At 66.4% G+C, this 16,274-nt stretch carries 13 protein-coding genes; 5 read left to right on the forward strand and 8 right to left on the reverse strand.

From position 1 onward, the window contains the following. The first annotated feature begins 57 nt into the window (after positions 1-57). The 3 genes from V1Y59_RS13030 to V1Y59_RS13040 all read left to right on the forward strand — a co-directional run bounded on the left by V1Y59_RS13030 (position 58) and on the right by V1Y59_RS13040 (position 4,943). A complete protein-coding gene (locus tag V1Y59_RS13030) occupies positions 58-1,737 on the forward strand; it encodes a hydantoinase B/oxoprolinase family protein (RefSeq protein WP_330505395.1) in 1,680 nt (559 codons plus the stop codon). A gap of 50 nt (positions 1,738-1,787) precedes the next feature. Continuing rightward, positions 1,788-3,857 carry a hydantoinase/oxoprolinase family protein gene (locus V1Y59_RS13035; RefSeq protein ID WP_330505396.1) on the forward strand — a complete coding sequence of 690 codons (2,070 nt, stop codon included), beginning with the start codon at positions 1,788-1,790 and terminating at the stop codon, positions 3,855-3,857. 420 nt (positions 3,858-4,277) lie between these two features. Beyond that, the gene (locus tag V1Y59_RS13040; protein WP_330505397.1) at positions 4,278-4,943 is read left to right on the forward strand and encodes a hypothetical protein; all 666 of its coding nucleotides are present in this window, start codon (positions 4,278-4,280) and stop codon (positions 4,941-4,943) included. 57 nt (positions 4,944-5,000) lie between these two features. On the opposite strand, the gene V1Y59_RS13045 is transcribed toward V1Y59_RS13040, so the two are convergent. The 3 genes from V1Y59_RS13045 to fabG are packed head-to-tail and all read right to left on the reverse strand — an operon-like array spanning position 5,001 to position 7,980. Next, positions 5,001-6,209 (reverse strand): acetyl-CoA C-acyltransferase, encoded by a 1,209-nt coding sequence (locus tag V1Y59_RS13045; RefSeq protein WP_330505398.1) that lies wholly within the window; start codon positions 6,207-6,209, stop codon positions 5,001-5,003. Further along, the gene (locus V1Y59_RS13050; protein ID WP_330505399.1) at positions 6,206-7,246 is read right to left on the reverse strand and encodes a phosphotransferase family protein; all 1,041 of its coding nucleotides are present in this window, start codon (positions 7,244-7,246) and stop codon (positions 6,206-6,208) included. The genes V1Y59_RS13045 and V1Y59_RS13050 overlap by 4 nt, the downstream gene beginning before the upstream one ends. Beyond that, positions 7,243-7,980 (reverse strand): 3-oxoacyl-ACP reductase FabG, encoded by a 738-nt coding sequence (gene fabG, locus V1Y59_RS13055; RefSeq protein WP_330505400.1) that lies wholly within the window; start codon positions 7,978-7,980, stop codon positions 7,243-7,245. Before fabG ends, V1Y59_RS13050 begins: the two co-directional genes overlap by 4 nt. A gap of 127 nt (positions 7,981-8,107) precedes the next feature. Here fabG and V1Y59_RS13060 point away from each other — a divergent pair, with 127 nt between their 5' ends. Both V1Y59_RS13060 and V1Y59_RS13065 read left to right on the forward strand, forming a co-directional pair. Further along, complete coding sequence (locus V1Y59_RS13060) at positions 8,108-9,322, forward strand: acyl-CoA dehydrogenase family protein (RefSeq protein ID WP_330505401.1); 1,215 nt, start codon at positions 8,108-8,110, stop codon at positions 9,320-9,322. Between the two features lie 37 nt (positions 9,323-9,359). Continuing rightward, positions 9,360-9,950, forward strand: a complete 591-nt coding sequence (locus V1Y59_RS13065; protein ID WP_330505402.1) for a TetR/AcrR family transcriptional regulator — start codon at positions 9,360-9,362, stop codon at positions 9,948-9,950. Between the two features lie 189 nt (positions 9,951-10,139). On the opposite strand, the gene V1Y59_RS13070 is transcribed toward V1Y59_RS13065, so the two are convergent. From V1Y59_RS13070 to V1Y59_RS13090, 5 genes are all read right to left on the reverse strand, one after another. Further along, a complete protein-coding gene (locus V1Y59_RS13070; protein ID WP_330505403.1) occupies positions 10,140-11,093 on the reverse strand; it encodes a fumarylacetoacetate hydrolase family protein in 954 nt (317 codons plus the stop codon). Continuing rightward, positions 11,090-12,016 (reverse strand): fumarylacetoacetate hydrolase family protein, encoded by a 927-nt coding sequence (locus V1Y59_RS13075; protein WP_330505404.1) that lies wholly within the window; start codon positions 12,014-12,016, stop codon positions 11,090-11,092. The genes V1Y59_RS13070 and V1Y59_RS13075 overlap by 4 nt, the downstream gene beginning before the upstream one ends. 99 nt (positions 12,017-12,115) lie before the next feature. After that, on the reverse strand, positions 12,116-13,549 hold the full coding sequence (locus tag V1Y59_RS13080) for an amidohydrolase family protein (protein ID WP_330505405.1): 1,434 nt from the start codon (positions 13,547-13,549) through the stop codon (positions 12,116-12,118). Positions 13,550-13,758: 209 nt separating this feature from the next. Further along, positions 13,759-14,943, reverse strand: a complete 1,185-nt coding sequence (locus V1Y59_RS13085; RefSeq protein ID WP_330505406.1) for an acyl-CoA dehydrogenase family protein — start codon at positions 14,941-14,943, stop codon at positions 13,759-13,761. Between the two features lie 144 nt (positions 14,944-15,087). Next, complete coding sequence (locus V1Y59_RS13090) at positions 15,088-16,110, reverse strand: helix-turn-helix transcriptional regulator (protein WP_330505407.1); 1,023 nt, start codon at positions 16,108-16,110, stop codon at positions 15,088-15,090. Positions 16,111-16,274: the final 164 nt, after the last annotated feature.

Genomic DNA, 16,274 nt, shown 5'->3' on the forward strand with positions numbered 1-16,274 from the left:
AGGCGCGCGATACCGCCCGTCCGCAGACCGAAACCTACTGGAGGAAAAAGGAACACCGTGAGTCCAGACGCATCGCCCACCGACTACACCCCGGATGAGCTCGACATCGAGCTGTTCCGGCATGCCTGCAGTTCGGTGCTCGACGAGATCGAGGTCAACATCACCCAGACCGCCTACAGTCCGCTGATCTACGAGTACAAGGACTATGTGGTGGGTCTGCTCGACCCGGACTTCGCGCTGATGGCACAGTCGAAGCTCAGTCTGCCCGGCTTCCTGGCGGACCTCGGGCCCGTCGTATCCGATGCGATCGAGATCGCCGGCAAACACACCCTCGTGCCAGGGGATGTGTTGATCTCCAATTACGCTGCCGTACAGGGGCATCACATCAACAATGTGGTGATGATGTCGCCGATCTTCCAGGACGGAGAGATCGTTGCCTACGTGGCTATTCGTGGTCACTGGGCCGACCTCGGCGGTCTGGAGACCGGATCGATGAGCTGGGAAGCTCGCGACATCTGGCAGGAAGGCACCCAGTACCGCGGTCTGCGCATCATGCGCGCCGGCGAGCTCGTGCCCGAGAACGTGGCGACCTGTCTGGCCAACACCCGCCTCGAGGAGTACGTGCGTGGCGACATGATGGCCCAGCTCGGCGGATGCACGCTGGGCGTGAGCCGCTGGGCCGAGCGGATGGCCAGTCGCTGGACACGCGAACAGATCGCCGCATTGTCGGCCGCGCAGATGGCGCAGAGTGCCGCGCTCGCACGTGCGCGGGTGGCAGCACTGCCCGATGGGACGTATTCGGCGACCACCCGTCTGGATGACGCCGGCGCCCCCGGTACCGACCCACTTCGCTACACCGTGCGTATCCAGATCGACGGCGACCGCATGGTGGTCGACCTCACCGACATCCCGGATCAGGTCGCGGCCCCCATCAACAGCCACACACCCGACAGTGATGCGCGGGTGGCGTACAAATCGCTGGTCGTGCCCGACCATCCCACCGACGAAGGACTTTTCGCCGCGCTGGAAGTGCGTACCCGTCCCGGCAGCATCCTGACGGCGAGCAAGGGTGCGGCGATGGCGCATTGGAACAACGGCAAGGCGACCCTGGTCGATCTGATCATCCGGGCATTCGGCGAAGGCAATCCCGAACTCGCGCCCGCCGGCACCCACGGTTCGCAGGGCGCATACATCTTCTCCGGCAAGCGGGCCGACGGCTCATGGTGGCAGAGCATCGACACCATCGGCGGTGGTTGGGGCGGACACGTCGGCGGCGACGGATTCAGCCCGCTGAAGACCCTCAATCACGGCGACAACAGGTCGCTGTCGGTGGAGGTCGTGGAGGCGAGCTTCCCGCTGACGATCGACCACGTCACCTATCGGCCGGACAGTGCAGGCCGTGGCCGCCACCGCGGAGGCTGGGGAGTCGAGAAGCTGATCACCACAACCGAAGACGCCTTCATCTCCACCTCCATCGACCGCACCGTCGATCCGCCGTGGGGTGCGGCCGGAGGCGAGACCGGCGCACCTGGTTGCGTCGACATCCAGTTCCCGGGCAGCGACACATGGGAGCGGCACAACAAGGCATCCCTGGTGCATCTGCCCGCCGGTAGTCGTGTGCGGCTGCGCTCGGCCGGAGGCGGGGGATGGGGCCCACCCGACGAGCGCGACCCCGAGGCGCTCGCGGCCGACATCCGCGACGGCCTCGTGACCGAATCGGCTGGGCGCAAGCCATGACGGACAGTGCACGCACCGCACGACACACATCTCAGGAGAGGACGACCCGGATGGACACCGGACACCCGCAGGGCACGTCGAGAATGGGCGTCGACATCGGCGGCACATTCACCGATGTCGCCGTGGTGGATGGCGACGGCCGGCTACACATCGGCAAGACCCTGACCACACCCCGGCGGGAAGAGGAAGGTGTGGTGCGCTCGATCGCCCACTCCGGCACCGAGATGTCCGACGTCGACGTGCTGGTGCATGGCACGACACTGGTCATCAATGCACTCGTCGAGCGGCGCGGGGCGAAGGTCGCGCTGGTCACCACTCGCGGCTTCCGCGACATCTACCTGATGGGTCTGAGCAACCGCCCCGACAACTTCAACATCTTCTACCAGCGCGACGAGCCGATGGTGCCGAGGCACCTGATCTTCGAAGTGGACGAACGGGTCTCGCCGTCGGGACAGACGCTGACGCCCATCACCGACGGTGGAGTGTCGAACCTCGTCGACGAACTGCGCACGGCCGGAGTGGAGGCCGTTGCCGTCGCCTTGCTCAACTCGTATGCCAACCCCGCACACGAGGAGGAACTTGCCGTCCGCCTCGCCGACGAACTGCCCGGCGTCTACATCACCACATCGTCGGCGATCAGCCAGGTGTGGCGCGAGTACGAGCGGACCAGTACCGCGGTGTCCAACTCCTATGTCGGACCCGTCATCGAACGCTACACCGCGGCGATCGAGGCGTCGCTGGACTCGCTCGACTTCCGCGGGTCGTTCGTCTTCCTGGACTCGAGCGGCGGCGGGCTGTCGGTGCCATCGGTACGCCGGTTGCCGATCCGGCTACTCGAATCCGGACCTGTCGGAGGTGTTCTCGGAACACGTGATCTCACCCGCGAGCTCGGCATCGACTATGCGGTCTCATTCGACATGGGCGGTACGACGGCAAAAGGCAGCCTGATCGAGTTCGGCAGCTTCGACTCGACGGAGCTGTCCTATCCGGTCGGCTACCGCACGGGCTTTCCGGTGCAGGCGCCGTGTGTGGACATCATGGAGGTCGGCGCCGGTGGCGGTTCCATCGCCTGGGTGGACGACAGCGGACGGCTGCGTGTGGGACCGAGATCGGCCGGCGCGGAACCCGGACCGGCCTGCTACGGCAACGGCGGCACCGAGCTCACCGTCACCGATGCCAATGTCTACCTCGGACGTATGCAGCCGGACTTCTTCCTCGGCAGTATCGAGATCCAGCCCGAGCTGGCGGCGGGAGCGGTGGAGCGGTTGGCGCAACAGCTCGACATGGAACCGCGCCGCCTCGCACTCGGTGTGCTGCGGCTGGCCAATCTCTCGATGGCCGAGGTGGTCCGGCAGCAGACGGTGGTCCGAGGCCGAGATCCGCGCGGCTACGCGATGTTCGGCTTCGGCGGTGCCGGCCCGATGCATGCCTGCGAGGTCGCGGTCGAGGCGGGTATCTCGCGGGTGATCATCCCGACCTCGCCCGGGCACTTCTCCGCGCTCGGCATGTTGCAGGCCGACATCAGCTTCGACCGTGCCAGCGTGGTGGACGAACGTCTCGACACCCTCGACTTCGACAGCATGAACGCACACCTGCGGACCATCGGGGACGAGCTGGCCGCGATCGTGGACGCCGACGCGGTGTCGAGCGGGCAGCCGATGTTCGAGTTCTCGCTCGCGCTGCGGTACGAGGGCCAGGAACACACCCTGCGCGTCGCCGCGCCGCGCGGAGATCTGCGCATCGAACCGATGGACGTTGCCCATTTCCGGGAGAAGTTCGAGGCGGAGCACCGCACCCGTTATCGGCACGATCATCCCGACTCCGCAGTGGAGGTCGTCGCCGTCTACGCGACCGCGCGCCGGCCGCTGCCGCAGGTCAAGATCTTGCCACCGGAACGCACCGAACACATCGAACGCGCTGAGCGCACCGTGCATTTCACCAACGATGGCGGCGTGCCGGCCGCGTTCGTGGCGCGTACGACCCTGTCGGTCGGCGACACGTTGACCGGACCAGCGGTCATCTACGAGGAGGGCTCGAACATCGTCATCCCGCCGGGCGCCGTGGTCACCGTCATCGATCGTGGGCACCTGAGTATCGACCTCGCCGGGGTCCGTTTCTGACGCACCCGGATCCGCTGGTGTGTATCTGCCTGACCGTCGCCAACATCGTCGCAACCCTCCTGTCTCGACCGTGGCAGGCCGGCGATGTCGCGCAGGCCCGGACGAATTCAGGTGCGACGCAGGGCGCGTGAGCGAAGGGGCGAGGCGACAGTAGCGTCACCGGTCGGTGTGTCCTGGACGCGGACGAGCCGGCCGGGGTAGCTTTGCGCCAGGTGCATCGGAATCCGACGCCTTCGCGTGTCGGCCCGCCGAACTTCCGATGATCGTATGCATTCCGTAGCTCGGTTCTCGTCTCGTCAGCTCCCTGTTCGTGTCGCCACGTTCGAATACCAGTGTTGTGGCCAGACGCCTCGTGTCGGTGCCACGGTGTCCGGCCGGCTGTCGGCGCACCCGTGTGAGGGCACTCTCGGTCACGTTGCGGTGACCGCCTGGGATCGTAACCGCGACCTCGTCATCACCGATGCCGCAGTCGCCACGTGGGACCCGGCACTGTGTGATCCACGCAGTCAACCGATCGCGGTGTGGTTGTCCTGGCACGGCGGGGAGGGCGAGGGGGTCGAGGCCTCGGGAACTGCCGCGTCGGTGCATCAGATCTATCGCGAAGCGGGCACCCGGCAGACGCCACCCGTGCGTGAGGTGAGTCGATCGGTGAACGTTCTCGAGAAGTTCGTCCACGACCCGATCTGCGATGACGGAATCGCGCTCCAGCCTGGGGGAGCGCTGGTGCTACTCGAGGAGCTGGTTGTCGTCGAACCGACGGCCGCGCAGGCCGCGCAGCGGCGGGAGCGCCGAGAGCAGGCGCGGCGCACGTTCTCCATCACTGCGCCTGCCGAGTGTTTCGGCACGGTGGTCCCTTATGCCGGGCAACGTGTTCGGATCGATCTCGACGATCCGCGCCTGACCATCTCCGGCGTCCTGCCCGCGTCGGGCGGGGTGGTCACCGGAGTCACGCGACAGGTCGAGGTCGTCAGGCCAACCGGCCTGATCGGCGTATCCGTACCCGCCCCCATCGAACCGGGCATCGCGGCGGCAGACGTGACGGCCGACCTGCTCGTGGTGTTGGTGCTCGACGACATGCCTGGATGATCGAAACGACCGCGATCGCCCCGAGAAGGTGCGATCGCGCAGGTGGCCCGGCCGGCGTCACAAGACCTCGAACAACGCCGAGGCGCCCATCCCTCCGCCCACACACATGGTGACGACCACATACCGCACCCCGCGCCGACGACCCTCCAGCAGCACATGCCCCACCTGACGGGCACCGGTCATGCCGTAGGGGTGACCCACCGAGATCGCGCCGCCGTTGACGTTGAGCCGCTCCGGATCGATGCCCTGGTGATCGCGGATGTAGACCGCTTGAGAGGCGAAAGCCTCGTTCAGCTCCCATAATCCGATGTCGTCGACGGACAGACCATGCTGCGACAACAGCTTCGGAATCGAGTAGATCGGCCCGATGCCCATCTCCTCGGGGCCGCAGCCGGCGACTGTCATCCCGACGTATCTGCCGAGTGGTTCGAGGCCCTCTTCGGCGGCAACCGCGGAGTTCATGATCACCACGGCCGCGGCCCCGTCCGAGAGCTGCGAGGAATTACCGGCAGTGACCGACGCGCGCTCGCTCACCTCACCGTCGGGCAGGACGGTACGGAGTCCGGCAAGGGTGTCGAGGGTCGTCGACGGACGGTTGCCCTCGTCGGCGGACAGTCGCACGGTCTCGTGCGTGGTCTGTCCGTCCGGGTCGCGGACGAGCTGGCGGGTCTCCAGCGGCACGATCTCGTCATCGAAGATGCCCGCCTTCTGTGCGGCGGCGGTCCGCTGCTGGGACAGCAGCGCGAACTCGTCCTGCGCTTCGCGGGTCACGCCGTAGCGTTGCGCCACGATCTCCGCGGTGTGCAGCATCGGCGTGTACATCGTGGACAGGCGCTCGGCGAACCAGTGGTCGTGCGCGCGATACCGATTGGCATGATCGTTCTGCACCAGCGAGATCGACTCCACGCCGCCGCCGACCACGATGTCCATCCCGTCGTACAGCACCTGCTTGGCGGCGGTGGCGATGGCCATGACACCGGAGGAACATTGGCGGTCCACGGTCATCCCCGACACGGTCACCGGCAGCCCGGCGCGCAGCGCCGACTGACGCGCGGTGTTGAAACCGGTCGCACCTTCGGGCAGTGCGCACCCGAGCACCACGTCATCGACGCGGGCCGGATCGAGACCGGCACGGTCGACGGCGTGGGCGATCACGTGCCCGGCGAGTTCTTGCGGGGCGGTGTCATTGAATGCACCCTTGTACGCCTTGGCGATCGGCGTGCGGGCGAAGGACACGATCACCGCGTCACGGTCTGCTCCGGTCACAACGAGGTCCTTTCGTTCAGCGCGGCCAGTCCGCGCTCGATGCAGGGGCCCACCAGTTCGGCGACGCCCTCGAATCCGCCACCCAGGGTCTCGCCCAAGGTCTCGCGGTAGTGAATGCCCTCGCAGATCACCGCGAGCTTGAACCAGCCGAACGCGATGTACCAGCCCAGATCGGCCAGGTCGAATCCGGTGCGGTCGGCGTAGCGGTCGAGGAGAGTGGCGATCGGGGGGTAGGCGCCGAGTCCGTCGATGGCGGTGACCACGGGATTGTCGATGCCCGACAGGCCGGCGTGATAGACGAAGAACAGTCCGACATCCGACAGCGGATCGCCGAGCGTGGACATCTCCCAGTCCAGCACCGCGGCGATGGCACCGTCGCGCACCAGACAGTTGTCGAGCCGGTAGTCGCCGTGCACGATCGACGAATAGTGTTGTTCTGGAACCGTTTCTGACAGGAGTGTGGCGAATCGCTCGATGTCGGGGAGGTCGCGGCTGCGGGACAGTTCGAGCTGCCGGGTCCAGCGGCGGACCTGACGTTCCATGAAGCCGGCCGGCCGGCCGAAATCGCCCAGACCGACGGCGTCGGGATCGACCATGTGCAGCGCGGCGAGTACGTCGGTGAGATCCTCACCGAGACGGTGCTGCTGCTCCGACGTCACACTCAATGCCTGATCCGCGGTGCGCAGCACATCCCCTGGGACGTAATCCATCACGTAGAACGGGGCGCCGATGATCTCGGTGTCGTCACACATCACGTGCGTGGCAGGAACCGGGATGCGCTCGTGGGCCTGACCGAGCCCGGTCAGAACGCGATACTCCCGGCTCATGTCGTGCGCGGTGCTCAGCACATGGCCGAGCGGTGGCCTGCGCAGGACCAGAGCACGTTGCGCCGCATCGATGCGATAGGTGATGTTGGAGCGTCCGCCGCTGATGTGGCGGACGGTGACCTCGTCGTGGGCGTCCACGAGATCGTGGGCTTGCAGCAGCGCGACGAGGCGCGCGTAGCTCGCCTCGTCCATTCCCGGGATCGTGGTCATATCGAGATCCCGCCGTCCACCGGGAGAACCACACCGGTGATGTAGGCGGCCTCGTCGCTGCCCAGAAACGCAACTGCCGGCGCCATCTCGCGTGGCTCGGCGAACCGGCCCATCGGGATCGTCGCGGCCAGTTCGGCCAGCTTGTCCTCGGGAATCGACGCCACCATGCGTGTCGACGCATTCGGTGAGATGGCATTGACGGTGATGCCGAACCGCGCCAACTCTTTGGCGGTGGTCTTGGTGAAGCCGATGATGCCGGCCTTGGCCGCGGCGTAGTTCGCCTGACCGGTGTTGCCGCGCAGCCCCGTGTAGGAGGTGACATTGACGATGCGTCCGGAACCCTGGGCGCGGAAATGCGGCACCACTGCGCGGGTGAAATTGAAGGTGCCGCCGAGGTGCGTGGCGAGCACCGCGGCCCAATCGTCGTCGGTCAACTTCCACACCACGCCGTCACGCAGGATGCCTGCGTTGTTCACCAGGAGATCGACGCGGCCGCTGCGCTCCACGGCCTCGGTGACCGCGGCATCAACGGCGGCGGAATCGGTGACGTCCGCAGCGAGGGCATGCGCGCCGATCTCGGCCGCCGCCTCGTTGACCTCGTCCTCGTCACGATCGATCAGGAACACCGCTGCACCCCAGGCGACGAATGCCCGTCCGAGCTCCAATCCGATGCCGCGGGCACCGCCGGTGATGAGGACCGTGCGGCCGGTGTAGTCGAAACTTGCTTTCCCCATCGTCATTCCGCCTTTCGTCGAATGATCGTGAGCGTGACAGCTGCCACTTTTCTTTTGCCTACCAAGTGTTAGACTAACACTTGGTAGACTAACGCATGGTAGGCCAGAAAGTCACGAGGAGGACGCCATGGATTTCGCGTACACGCCCAAGGTCGACGAGCTCCGGGCCGCTGCCCGGCGGTTCCTGGACGAGGAGGTGATTCCCGTCGAGTCGCGCTATCAGCGCGAGAAGGCGGAGATCCCGATGTGGGAGACGCCGCCGGTGATCGATGAACTCAAGGTCAAGGCGCGCGAGCGAGGGCTGTGGAACCTTTTCCTGCCGGCTCACCGGGAGGGGCTCACCAACCTCGAGTACGCCCCGATCGCGGAGATCACCGGTCGCAGCCCGTGGATCATGCCCGAGGCGCTGAACTGCTCGGCCCCCGACACCGGGAACATGGAGTTGCTGCACCACTACGCCACCGATGCCGTCCGCGACCGATGGTTGCCGCCGTTGCTCGACGGCCAGATCCGTTCCGTCTACGGCATGACCGAGCCCGACGTCGCGTCGTCGGATGCCCGTAACATCTCCACCCGTATCGACATCGACGGCGACGACTTCGTCATCAACGGCCGCAAATGGTGGTCGAGCGGCGCGATGAGTCCGCGCTGCAAGGTGGCCATCGTGATGGGTCTGTCGAATCCCGACGGACCGCGCCATCAGCAGCAGTCGATGGTGGTGGTTCCGATGGACACCCCGGGCATCGAGATCGTCCGTTCCACCAGTGTTTTCGGGTATGCCGACAGCGGACACGGCGGTCACGCAGAGGTCGTGTACCGCGACGTCCGCGTTCCCCGGGAGAACCTGCTGGGCGAACTTCACGGCGGATTCGCCATGTCGCAGGCCCGGCTGGGTCCGGGCCGTATCCACCACGCCATGCGCCTGATCGGGATGGCCGAACGCGCCTTCGACCTGATGTGTGAACGCTCTTTGGAACGGTTCCCGTTCGGCAAGCCGATCGCCGAGCAGGGGGTGTTCCAGGACTGGGTCGCCGAGGCGCGGATGCGTATCGAACAGGTTCGGTTGCTCGTGCTGAAGACGGCGTGGCTGATGGACACCGTCGGCAACAAGGGTGCCGCGGTGGAGATCTCCGCCATCAAGGTCGCCGCCCCGCAGATGGCGACCTGGGTCATCGACCACGCCATCCAGGCCCACGGGGGTATGGGCGTCAGTCAGGACACCCCGCTGGCGGAAATGTACGAGCAGGCTCGGATGCTGCGGCTGGCCGACGGTCCGGATGAAGTGCACAAGATGTCGCTGGCCCGCCGCGAACTCAAGCGGTACCGCGCCGCGACCGCGTAGCCGTGGCCGATGTGCGCGACTGGTTTACTGTGACGCGATGACCGACGCACGCGTCACCCAGACGTCCGAACAGATCCGGCGCACCGCGCTGGATCTGTTCGCGACCGACGGCTACGACAGCACCTCGATCCGCGACATCGCGGCTGCGGTGGGCATTCGTGGTGCCAGCTTCTATCACCACTTCCGGTCCAAGGAGGAGATCCTCTGGAACCTCACGGAGCGGGCACTGGGCCAGCTGGCCGAGTCGTGGCAGCGGGCGAAGGCCGAGCTGAGCGGTGACGAACCGCTCGAGGCGCTGCGCGCCTTCGTGCGGACCGGTGTGGTTTTCCACGCCGAGCAGCGCACCGAGGCCGCCCTGATCAACTCGCGGCTGAATCGGCTCTCCGACGAGCACTACGCGGGGGCGGTGGCTCTGCGCGGTGACTACGAGCGGGAGCTGGCCGACATCGTCGCCGCGTGTGTGGCCACCGGCCGGCATGCGGTGCCCGACGTCCGGGTGACGGTGTACGCGATTCTCCAGATGACTGCCGCGATCGCCACCTGGTACGACCCGGAGGGGCCGACCACGCTCGACGAGCTGACCTCGATCTATGAGGAGCTGGCGGTCAAGATGGTGGCGCCGGCCTGACGGCCACCGATCCTGGCGCCGACCATGGGCGTTCCGGCTCTTCCCCCGGACTTGCATTGTCCTGCCGAGTGTTTCGGTCGGCACGACGCACATCCAGTGGAAGAACGGCTGGTGATGTCTGCTCGGCGACGAGGCTACAGATGCCCGCCGGCGTCGACCACGTGGGTCGTTCCGTGGTTGCGCGGCAGGTCAGCCGGGTGCGACGACCGGGTTGCGGAGGGTGCCGATGCCGTCGACGGTGATCGCGACCTCGTCGCCGGGGCGCAGATAGCGCGGCGGCTGCTGGGCATAGCCCAGTCCCGTCGAGGTGCCCAGTGAGATGATGTCACCGGGTTTGAGCAAGAAGATGCTCGAGGCAAACGAGATCGCCTCCGCGAGCGAGAAAGTGGTGTCGCCGGGGCGGAAGTCCTGCATCACCTCACCGTTGACCCTCGTCGTGAGCACGAGCGATTCGGCGTCGATCTCGTCGGCGGTCGTGATGCACGGTCCCAGCGGCGAGAATGTGGGGAACTCCTTGTAGAGCAGGTTCAAGGTGGCGTTGCGGGCAGAGGCGCCGCTCGGCTGATTCAATTCGTCAACGTAGGCCGGCGTGTGCTCGCGCGCACTGACATCGTTGTAGATGGTGTACCCGGCGACGTGGTCGAGAGCGTCGTCAGGCGAGACCCCATGTGCGGTCTTTCCGATGACGAGTGCGAGTTCGCCCTCCCAGTCGACCATGTCCGGTGCGGCGGAGGGCAACCTGATGGACTCGCCGGACCCGATGATCGAGTTGGCGTTACGCAGTGCGATCGACATGCTCTCGGCCTCGGTCTGGTTCAGGCCCATCTCGCGCATGTGGGCCGGATACAGCGGTCCGACTGTCCACAGCATCGGATTGTGTCCGGTCGGGCCGAGGAGGGTGACCTCGGCCGCCTCGACGATCCACCCCTGCTGTTGTGCGTGCGTGGGGTCGGCATCGGCGGTGCTGACCAATTCCGATGCGGCGGCCATCGCCTGCGCGCCCCGACCGAGGAGGTCGGCGATGGTCCACAGTGGTCCGTCGAGCCGGTCCGCGAGCGAGTCGCGCAGGTCGATGACGTCACCGCTGCCCAGGAGGGCACCGGGGCGTCCGGACAGTTTGTCGGCGAAGGTGACGAGTTTCATGATGCTCCTCGGCTGGTGAGGTGTGGGCGGCTATGGGTGGTGATGGTGTTGTGCAGTAGTCCGATCCCGTCGATCTCGGCTTCGACGACGTCTCCGGGAGAGAGGAACTCGTGCCGCGGCATGCCCACGCCCGCAGGGGTCCCGGTGAGGATCACGTCTCCGGGTTCGAGGGTGACCATGTGACTCGCCGCGGCGACGAGCGCTGGGACGGAGGTCACGAGCTGATCGGTCGAGGAGTTCTGTTTCTCGACCCCGTTGACGCGCAGGCGCAACGGCAACGCGCCGGGATGGTCGATCAACCACGCGGGCACGATTCCTGGGCCGAGGGGGCAGAATCCGTCGAGGCCTTTGTGTGCCAGCCAGTCCCAAGCGAATGGTGCGGCCACGGCGTCGGTTCGGGGGAAGAGTCCGCGTGCCGAGAGATCGTTGGCGACCGTGTAGCCGGCGACATGCGCGAGGGCATTGTCGGGTGTGACGTCGCGGATCCGGTCGGCGATGACCACCGCGAGTTCCACTTCCCAATCGACCTGCGCGTCCCCGGAGACGGGAATCTCGACGGCGGCTCCGGGCCCGACCACTGTCGTTGTCGGCGGCTTGGTGAAGAAGTACGGGGGGTCGGCGGGATCGGGTGCTGCCGTGCCCATCTCGGCCGCATGATCGTAGTAGTTCGCGCCCGCACACAAGACCTTGGGCGGATAGGTCAGTGGAGCGGTGAGTTGGGCGTCGGGCACCGGCCGCAGCTCGTGCACGGCGAGAGACCGAAGGCCGACCTCCAAGGCGCGCCATTCCCGCAGGATCCCGAGAACCGTCGACGGCCAGTGCGCGGGAGCAGCGAATACGATGTCAGAGAACATGATTCCGCTGCGCGGGTGCTGCGAGGAGGGCGTCGTGTACTGCACCAGCGACCATGTCGGCTCAGTCATTGTCTACAGGAACTTTCGTCGTGTCCGTTGGGATTGGGGGCAGCACGATCCGCCCATGCCCGTGTCAGGCACGAGCATGGGCGGAGTCGACAGCGGTGCTTACAGGCAGGCGACCGGCCGGGCAGCGGGGTGGGCTTCGGCGGAACCGGTCACTTCGACGTCGCCGCTCCAGAACAGATGATCGGCGCTGTTCTCGACGCGGCTGATGGCGGCGGGTACGTCGGCGAGCAGGCGACCCTCGCGCTTGACCGGCTTGCCCTGCACCAGCACGGTGTCGATGTCGCTGATGTTGGCGTGATACACAACCGCGTTCAGCGGATCGAGTAGCGGAGTCATGTTGGGGGAGTCGGTGCGGATGAACAACAGATCGGCGTCCTTGCCGGCCTCGATGGTGCCGATCTGATGCTCTTTGCCCAACGCGCGCGCGCCCTGCAGGGTGGCGAACTCGAACACATCGCCCATCGACAGCCGGTATCCTTCCGGACGGGCCTCGAATTGGCTTGTGGTGATGGCTCGTTCGACGTCGAAGGCGACCCGCATCTGGGAGAAGAAATCCTCCGAGGACGCGTTGGCGGAGTCGATGCTCAACGACGGACGCACGCCTGCGGCGAGCAGGCGCCCGGTGGGCGGCGGCGAGTGGAAGTGTGAGTCGACGTGCGGGGAGACCGATGCGCTGCCGCCGGTGTCGGCGATGAGCCGGAACTCGTCGTCGGTCGCTCCGGTGAGGTGCACCCAGGTCACGTCCTCGCCCATCAGTCCCTCGGCGTGCATCGCCTTCAGCGTCTCGGCCGGTTGGTAGTTCTCGTCGGTGGAGAGGATGTGGATCGAGATGCGCAACCCGAGGTCGCGCGCGATCTGGAACTCCTTCTTGCAGGCGTCCATCGAGATGAGTGCCGGTGGTTCGAGTGCCAGATACGCCGGCGAGATCAGTGCGTTGTCGTCGGGCAGGAGTTTACGGGTGCGCTCGGCGGCCTCGGCCGGTCGTGCGGTGTCGTAGTAGCGCTCGGCGTCGAACATCCGCTCGGCACCGAACCCGTGACCGAAGACGGTCCGCCCGCCGACATCACGCAGAGCCGCGATCGCGGCGTCCTCGTCCTCGGGTGAGGTGATGTTGTGCGCCCAGTCCAGCATCGTGGTGACCCCGGCATCGAGCGCCGCCAGCCGCGCCAATGCGGTGATGTTGTAGTGGTCTTCGGGGCGGAAGCCCGGCGCGTACACGCCGTAGAGGTTGGCGAAGACCTCGGCCAGGTGCGAGTCGTAGCTCATACCTTTGAACATCGACAGCCACAGGTGACGGTGGGTGTCGACGAAGCCGGGGGTGACGATGAACTTCGAGCCGTCGACGATCTCGGCGTCGGTGACGTCGAGGTTCTCCGCGACGTCGGCGATGCGGCCGTCACGCAAGAGGATGTCACCGCGGATGGTGCCGCGGTCGGTTCCGGTGATGATGACGGCCTGCTTGACCAGCGTTGATCCGGTCGGATCGAAGCTGGCCTGGTGGAGGCCAACCGCCGGCGTCTGGGTGTGTGTCATGGGGTCCCTCGTGGTGATCGGTGATGGGAATTCGGATCAGGGCCGGAGTGCGGACGGAGTGCGGCGCAGCCGTCGTGGAGTGGTCCACGACACGTATCCGCATATGGAAAAAGTTACCTGCGCCACACTCCGGGCATCCAGTGGCAGATGACGGACGTCTATCTAGGTCATATGACCTAGGTGCTTCCTGCCCGCTGCGAAATGGCCGGTCAGGCCAGGGGCGACGTGGGTTCGAGGCCGAGCAGCACTCGACCGTAGGACTCGTAGAGTGCGTCGAGGTTGAGTCCCGCGTGCATGGCCAGCGCCTCGCTGTCGCGGAAGATCTGCTGGGTGACGCAGTCGGTGCGAATCGAGGAGGCGCCGCTGGAGCGGGTGGCGATCTCCACGGCTTCTCGCGAGAGTTGCACGATGAAGCCGGTGATGGCGCGCATCTTCTGACGTTCGAGCATGTCCGGACTCACGTTGTCCTGCGCCATCTGCCAGAGCCGTTCGGCGAAGTCGTTGGACAGCGTTGCCGCTGCGTCCGCGCGTACGGCGGCGGTGGCGAGATCGAGCTGGGCCGGCGCGGTCTGGGACTGGTCGGTGTGGACGGTGTAGGTGATGGCGCGGCCGACCATACGCTCGGCGAACACGTCCACCGCGGCCTGCGCGACGCCGTAGGGCATCGAGCCGCCGCCCAGCAGCAGGAACGCCGGCCACGTCGGCAGCTTGTACCAGGGACTGTCGTAGTTGGAGCGGCCCTCGACCCAGTTGCCCGCCATGAAATCACCCGAATCGATCACCCGATCGGCCGGGACGAAGACCTCGGTGCCGACGGTGGTGCAGCTGCCCGTGCCGCGCAGGCCGTAGGTGTGCCAGTCGTCCTCGATCGACATGTCGCTCATGGGGACTGCGACCATCTTCATGGATGGACCGTCGTCGGTCATGAGCCGCGCGGCGAGCACGTTCCAGTGCGCATGCAGACAGCCGGTGTTGTACGGCCACCGGCCGGTCAGCAGATAGCCGCCGTCGGTGGGCACGATCTCGGCGGACGGCGTGAAGCTTCCGCAGAGCCGGGCATCCTCGGTGGCGAAGACCTCTTCCTGAACGGAATCGGGGAACTGGCCGAGCATCCACGTCGAGACGACGGCGGTGGCGGCGACCCAGCCCGTGGATGCACAGCCGCGGCCGATCTCGGCGAGTACCTTGCAGGCGATCGGTAGAGGCGTCTCCAGCCCGCCGAATCGCTTGGGCCGGGCGATGCGGTAGACGCCGATCTCGGTGAGGGCGTCGATGTTCTCGTCGATCACCCGGCGGGCCTCGTCGACGCGCGGGCTGTTGCGGCGCAGCATCGGCACCAGTTCGGACGCGGCCGCAAGGATGTCTGTGTCTGGTTGTGTCGCAAGGGTTGTCATGGTGGCTCTCCCGGAATCGTGTGATGAACGTCTCGAACCGTAGGGCGGGCTCGGCGGCGCGCCAAGCCCGTCAGCGCACGATCCGGACATCCGACGCATCACATGTGACTCCGGCCACCATCGCAATGCGATGTGGTGCGGGGCTCAGTGTGACGACGTGAGGGTTTCGTGTGGGCTGATCCCGTAGCGTCGCCGGTATGCCGAGGCGAACCGACCCATGTTGGAGAAGCCCCACCGCATGCAGATCGACGTGACGGTGTCCCCGGGGCCGGGGTCGGAGAGATCGGCGTGCGCGCGTTCGAGTCGGATGACACGCAGCATCTCGAACGGCGTGCATCCCACGTGCTTACGGAAGTTCACCTGGACGCTGCGCACACTCGCGCCGGCAGCCTCGGCCAGTTCGATCATGGTCCACGGATATTCGGGCGCCTCGGTGATGGCCTCGCGCACGCGCCGGACGACCCTCGGCGATCCGGGCTCACCGGGCGGGGTGAGGTCGTCGAGATAGTTGTTGGGACAGTTCAGCAGCAGCGTCGTCAGAAACAGATCCTTGATCTGGGACGTGACGATCGGCGACACCAGGCGCTGCGCGCCACTCTGTTCGATCAGGGAGGACATGGAGGCGAAAGCCACTCGCACCCAGGGCGAGAATGTCGGCGCCATATCGAAGACCAGCGGACGCCTGAGCTCGCAGCCCAGGAGTCGTCTGAGGTGATCCTCGAACATTTGCTGGGGCGCAACGACGCTGATCGCGTCATGTCGGTCGGCGGTGTGAATGGTGACCGGCTCGCCTGCCGCCAGGATCCACGCGTGGTCGGGGCCGCACTCGTGCGCGTCGCCGCCGCGCTGGATCGACACAGGCTGGGTCCGCGGCATACTGATCGCCAGTTTGCCCTCCAATCCGTCGGACCTGATGCTGACCGCGGAGCCGTAGCTCACCCGCGCCACCGCCATGTCGGCGACGTCGATCGCATCGAGTTCGAAGCGCAGGGGGGTACGCGCCGCATCCGGGCTGAGCTGGTGTGTGGCGAAAAGCCTGGCCGCAGCCATCTTTGCGGCGGCCGGCTCGTCGCTGCGGGTGGATACGACGGTCCGTGCGGTGGACGGACGCTGTGTCGACACGAGGTCGCCAGACAAACGGGTGGCCGACGGTGTGGTGATGTTCATGATCTCTCCGTGGGCTGATGCCGTGTCGATGGTGGGAAGTCCCGGACGACGGCGGGTGCGCTTGCCGACCCAGATCTGCGTTCAGTGGCTGGCAGCGGACGGCGTGACTTCATAGCCTCGTCGTACGAGCAGCCGCAACGGTTGCGGTAGACGACGAGATCGCA

It is taken from the genome of Gordonia prachuapensis, assembly GCF_036350515.1.
GTDB classification, from domain to species: Bacteria; Actinomycetota; Actinomycetes; order Mycobacteriales; family Mycobacteriaceae; genus Gordonia; species Gordonia prachuapensis.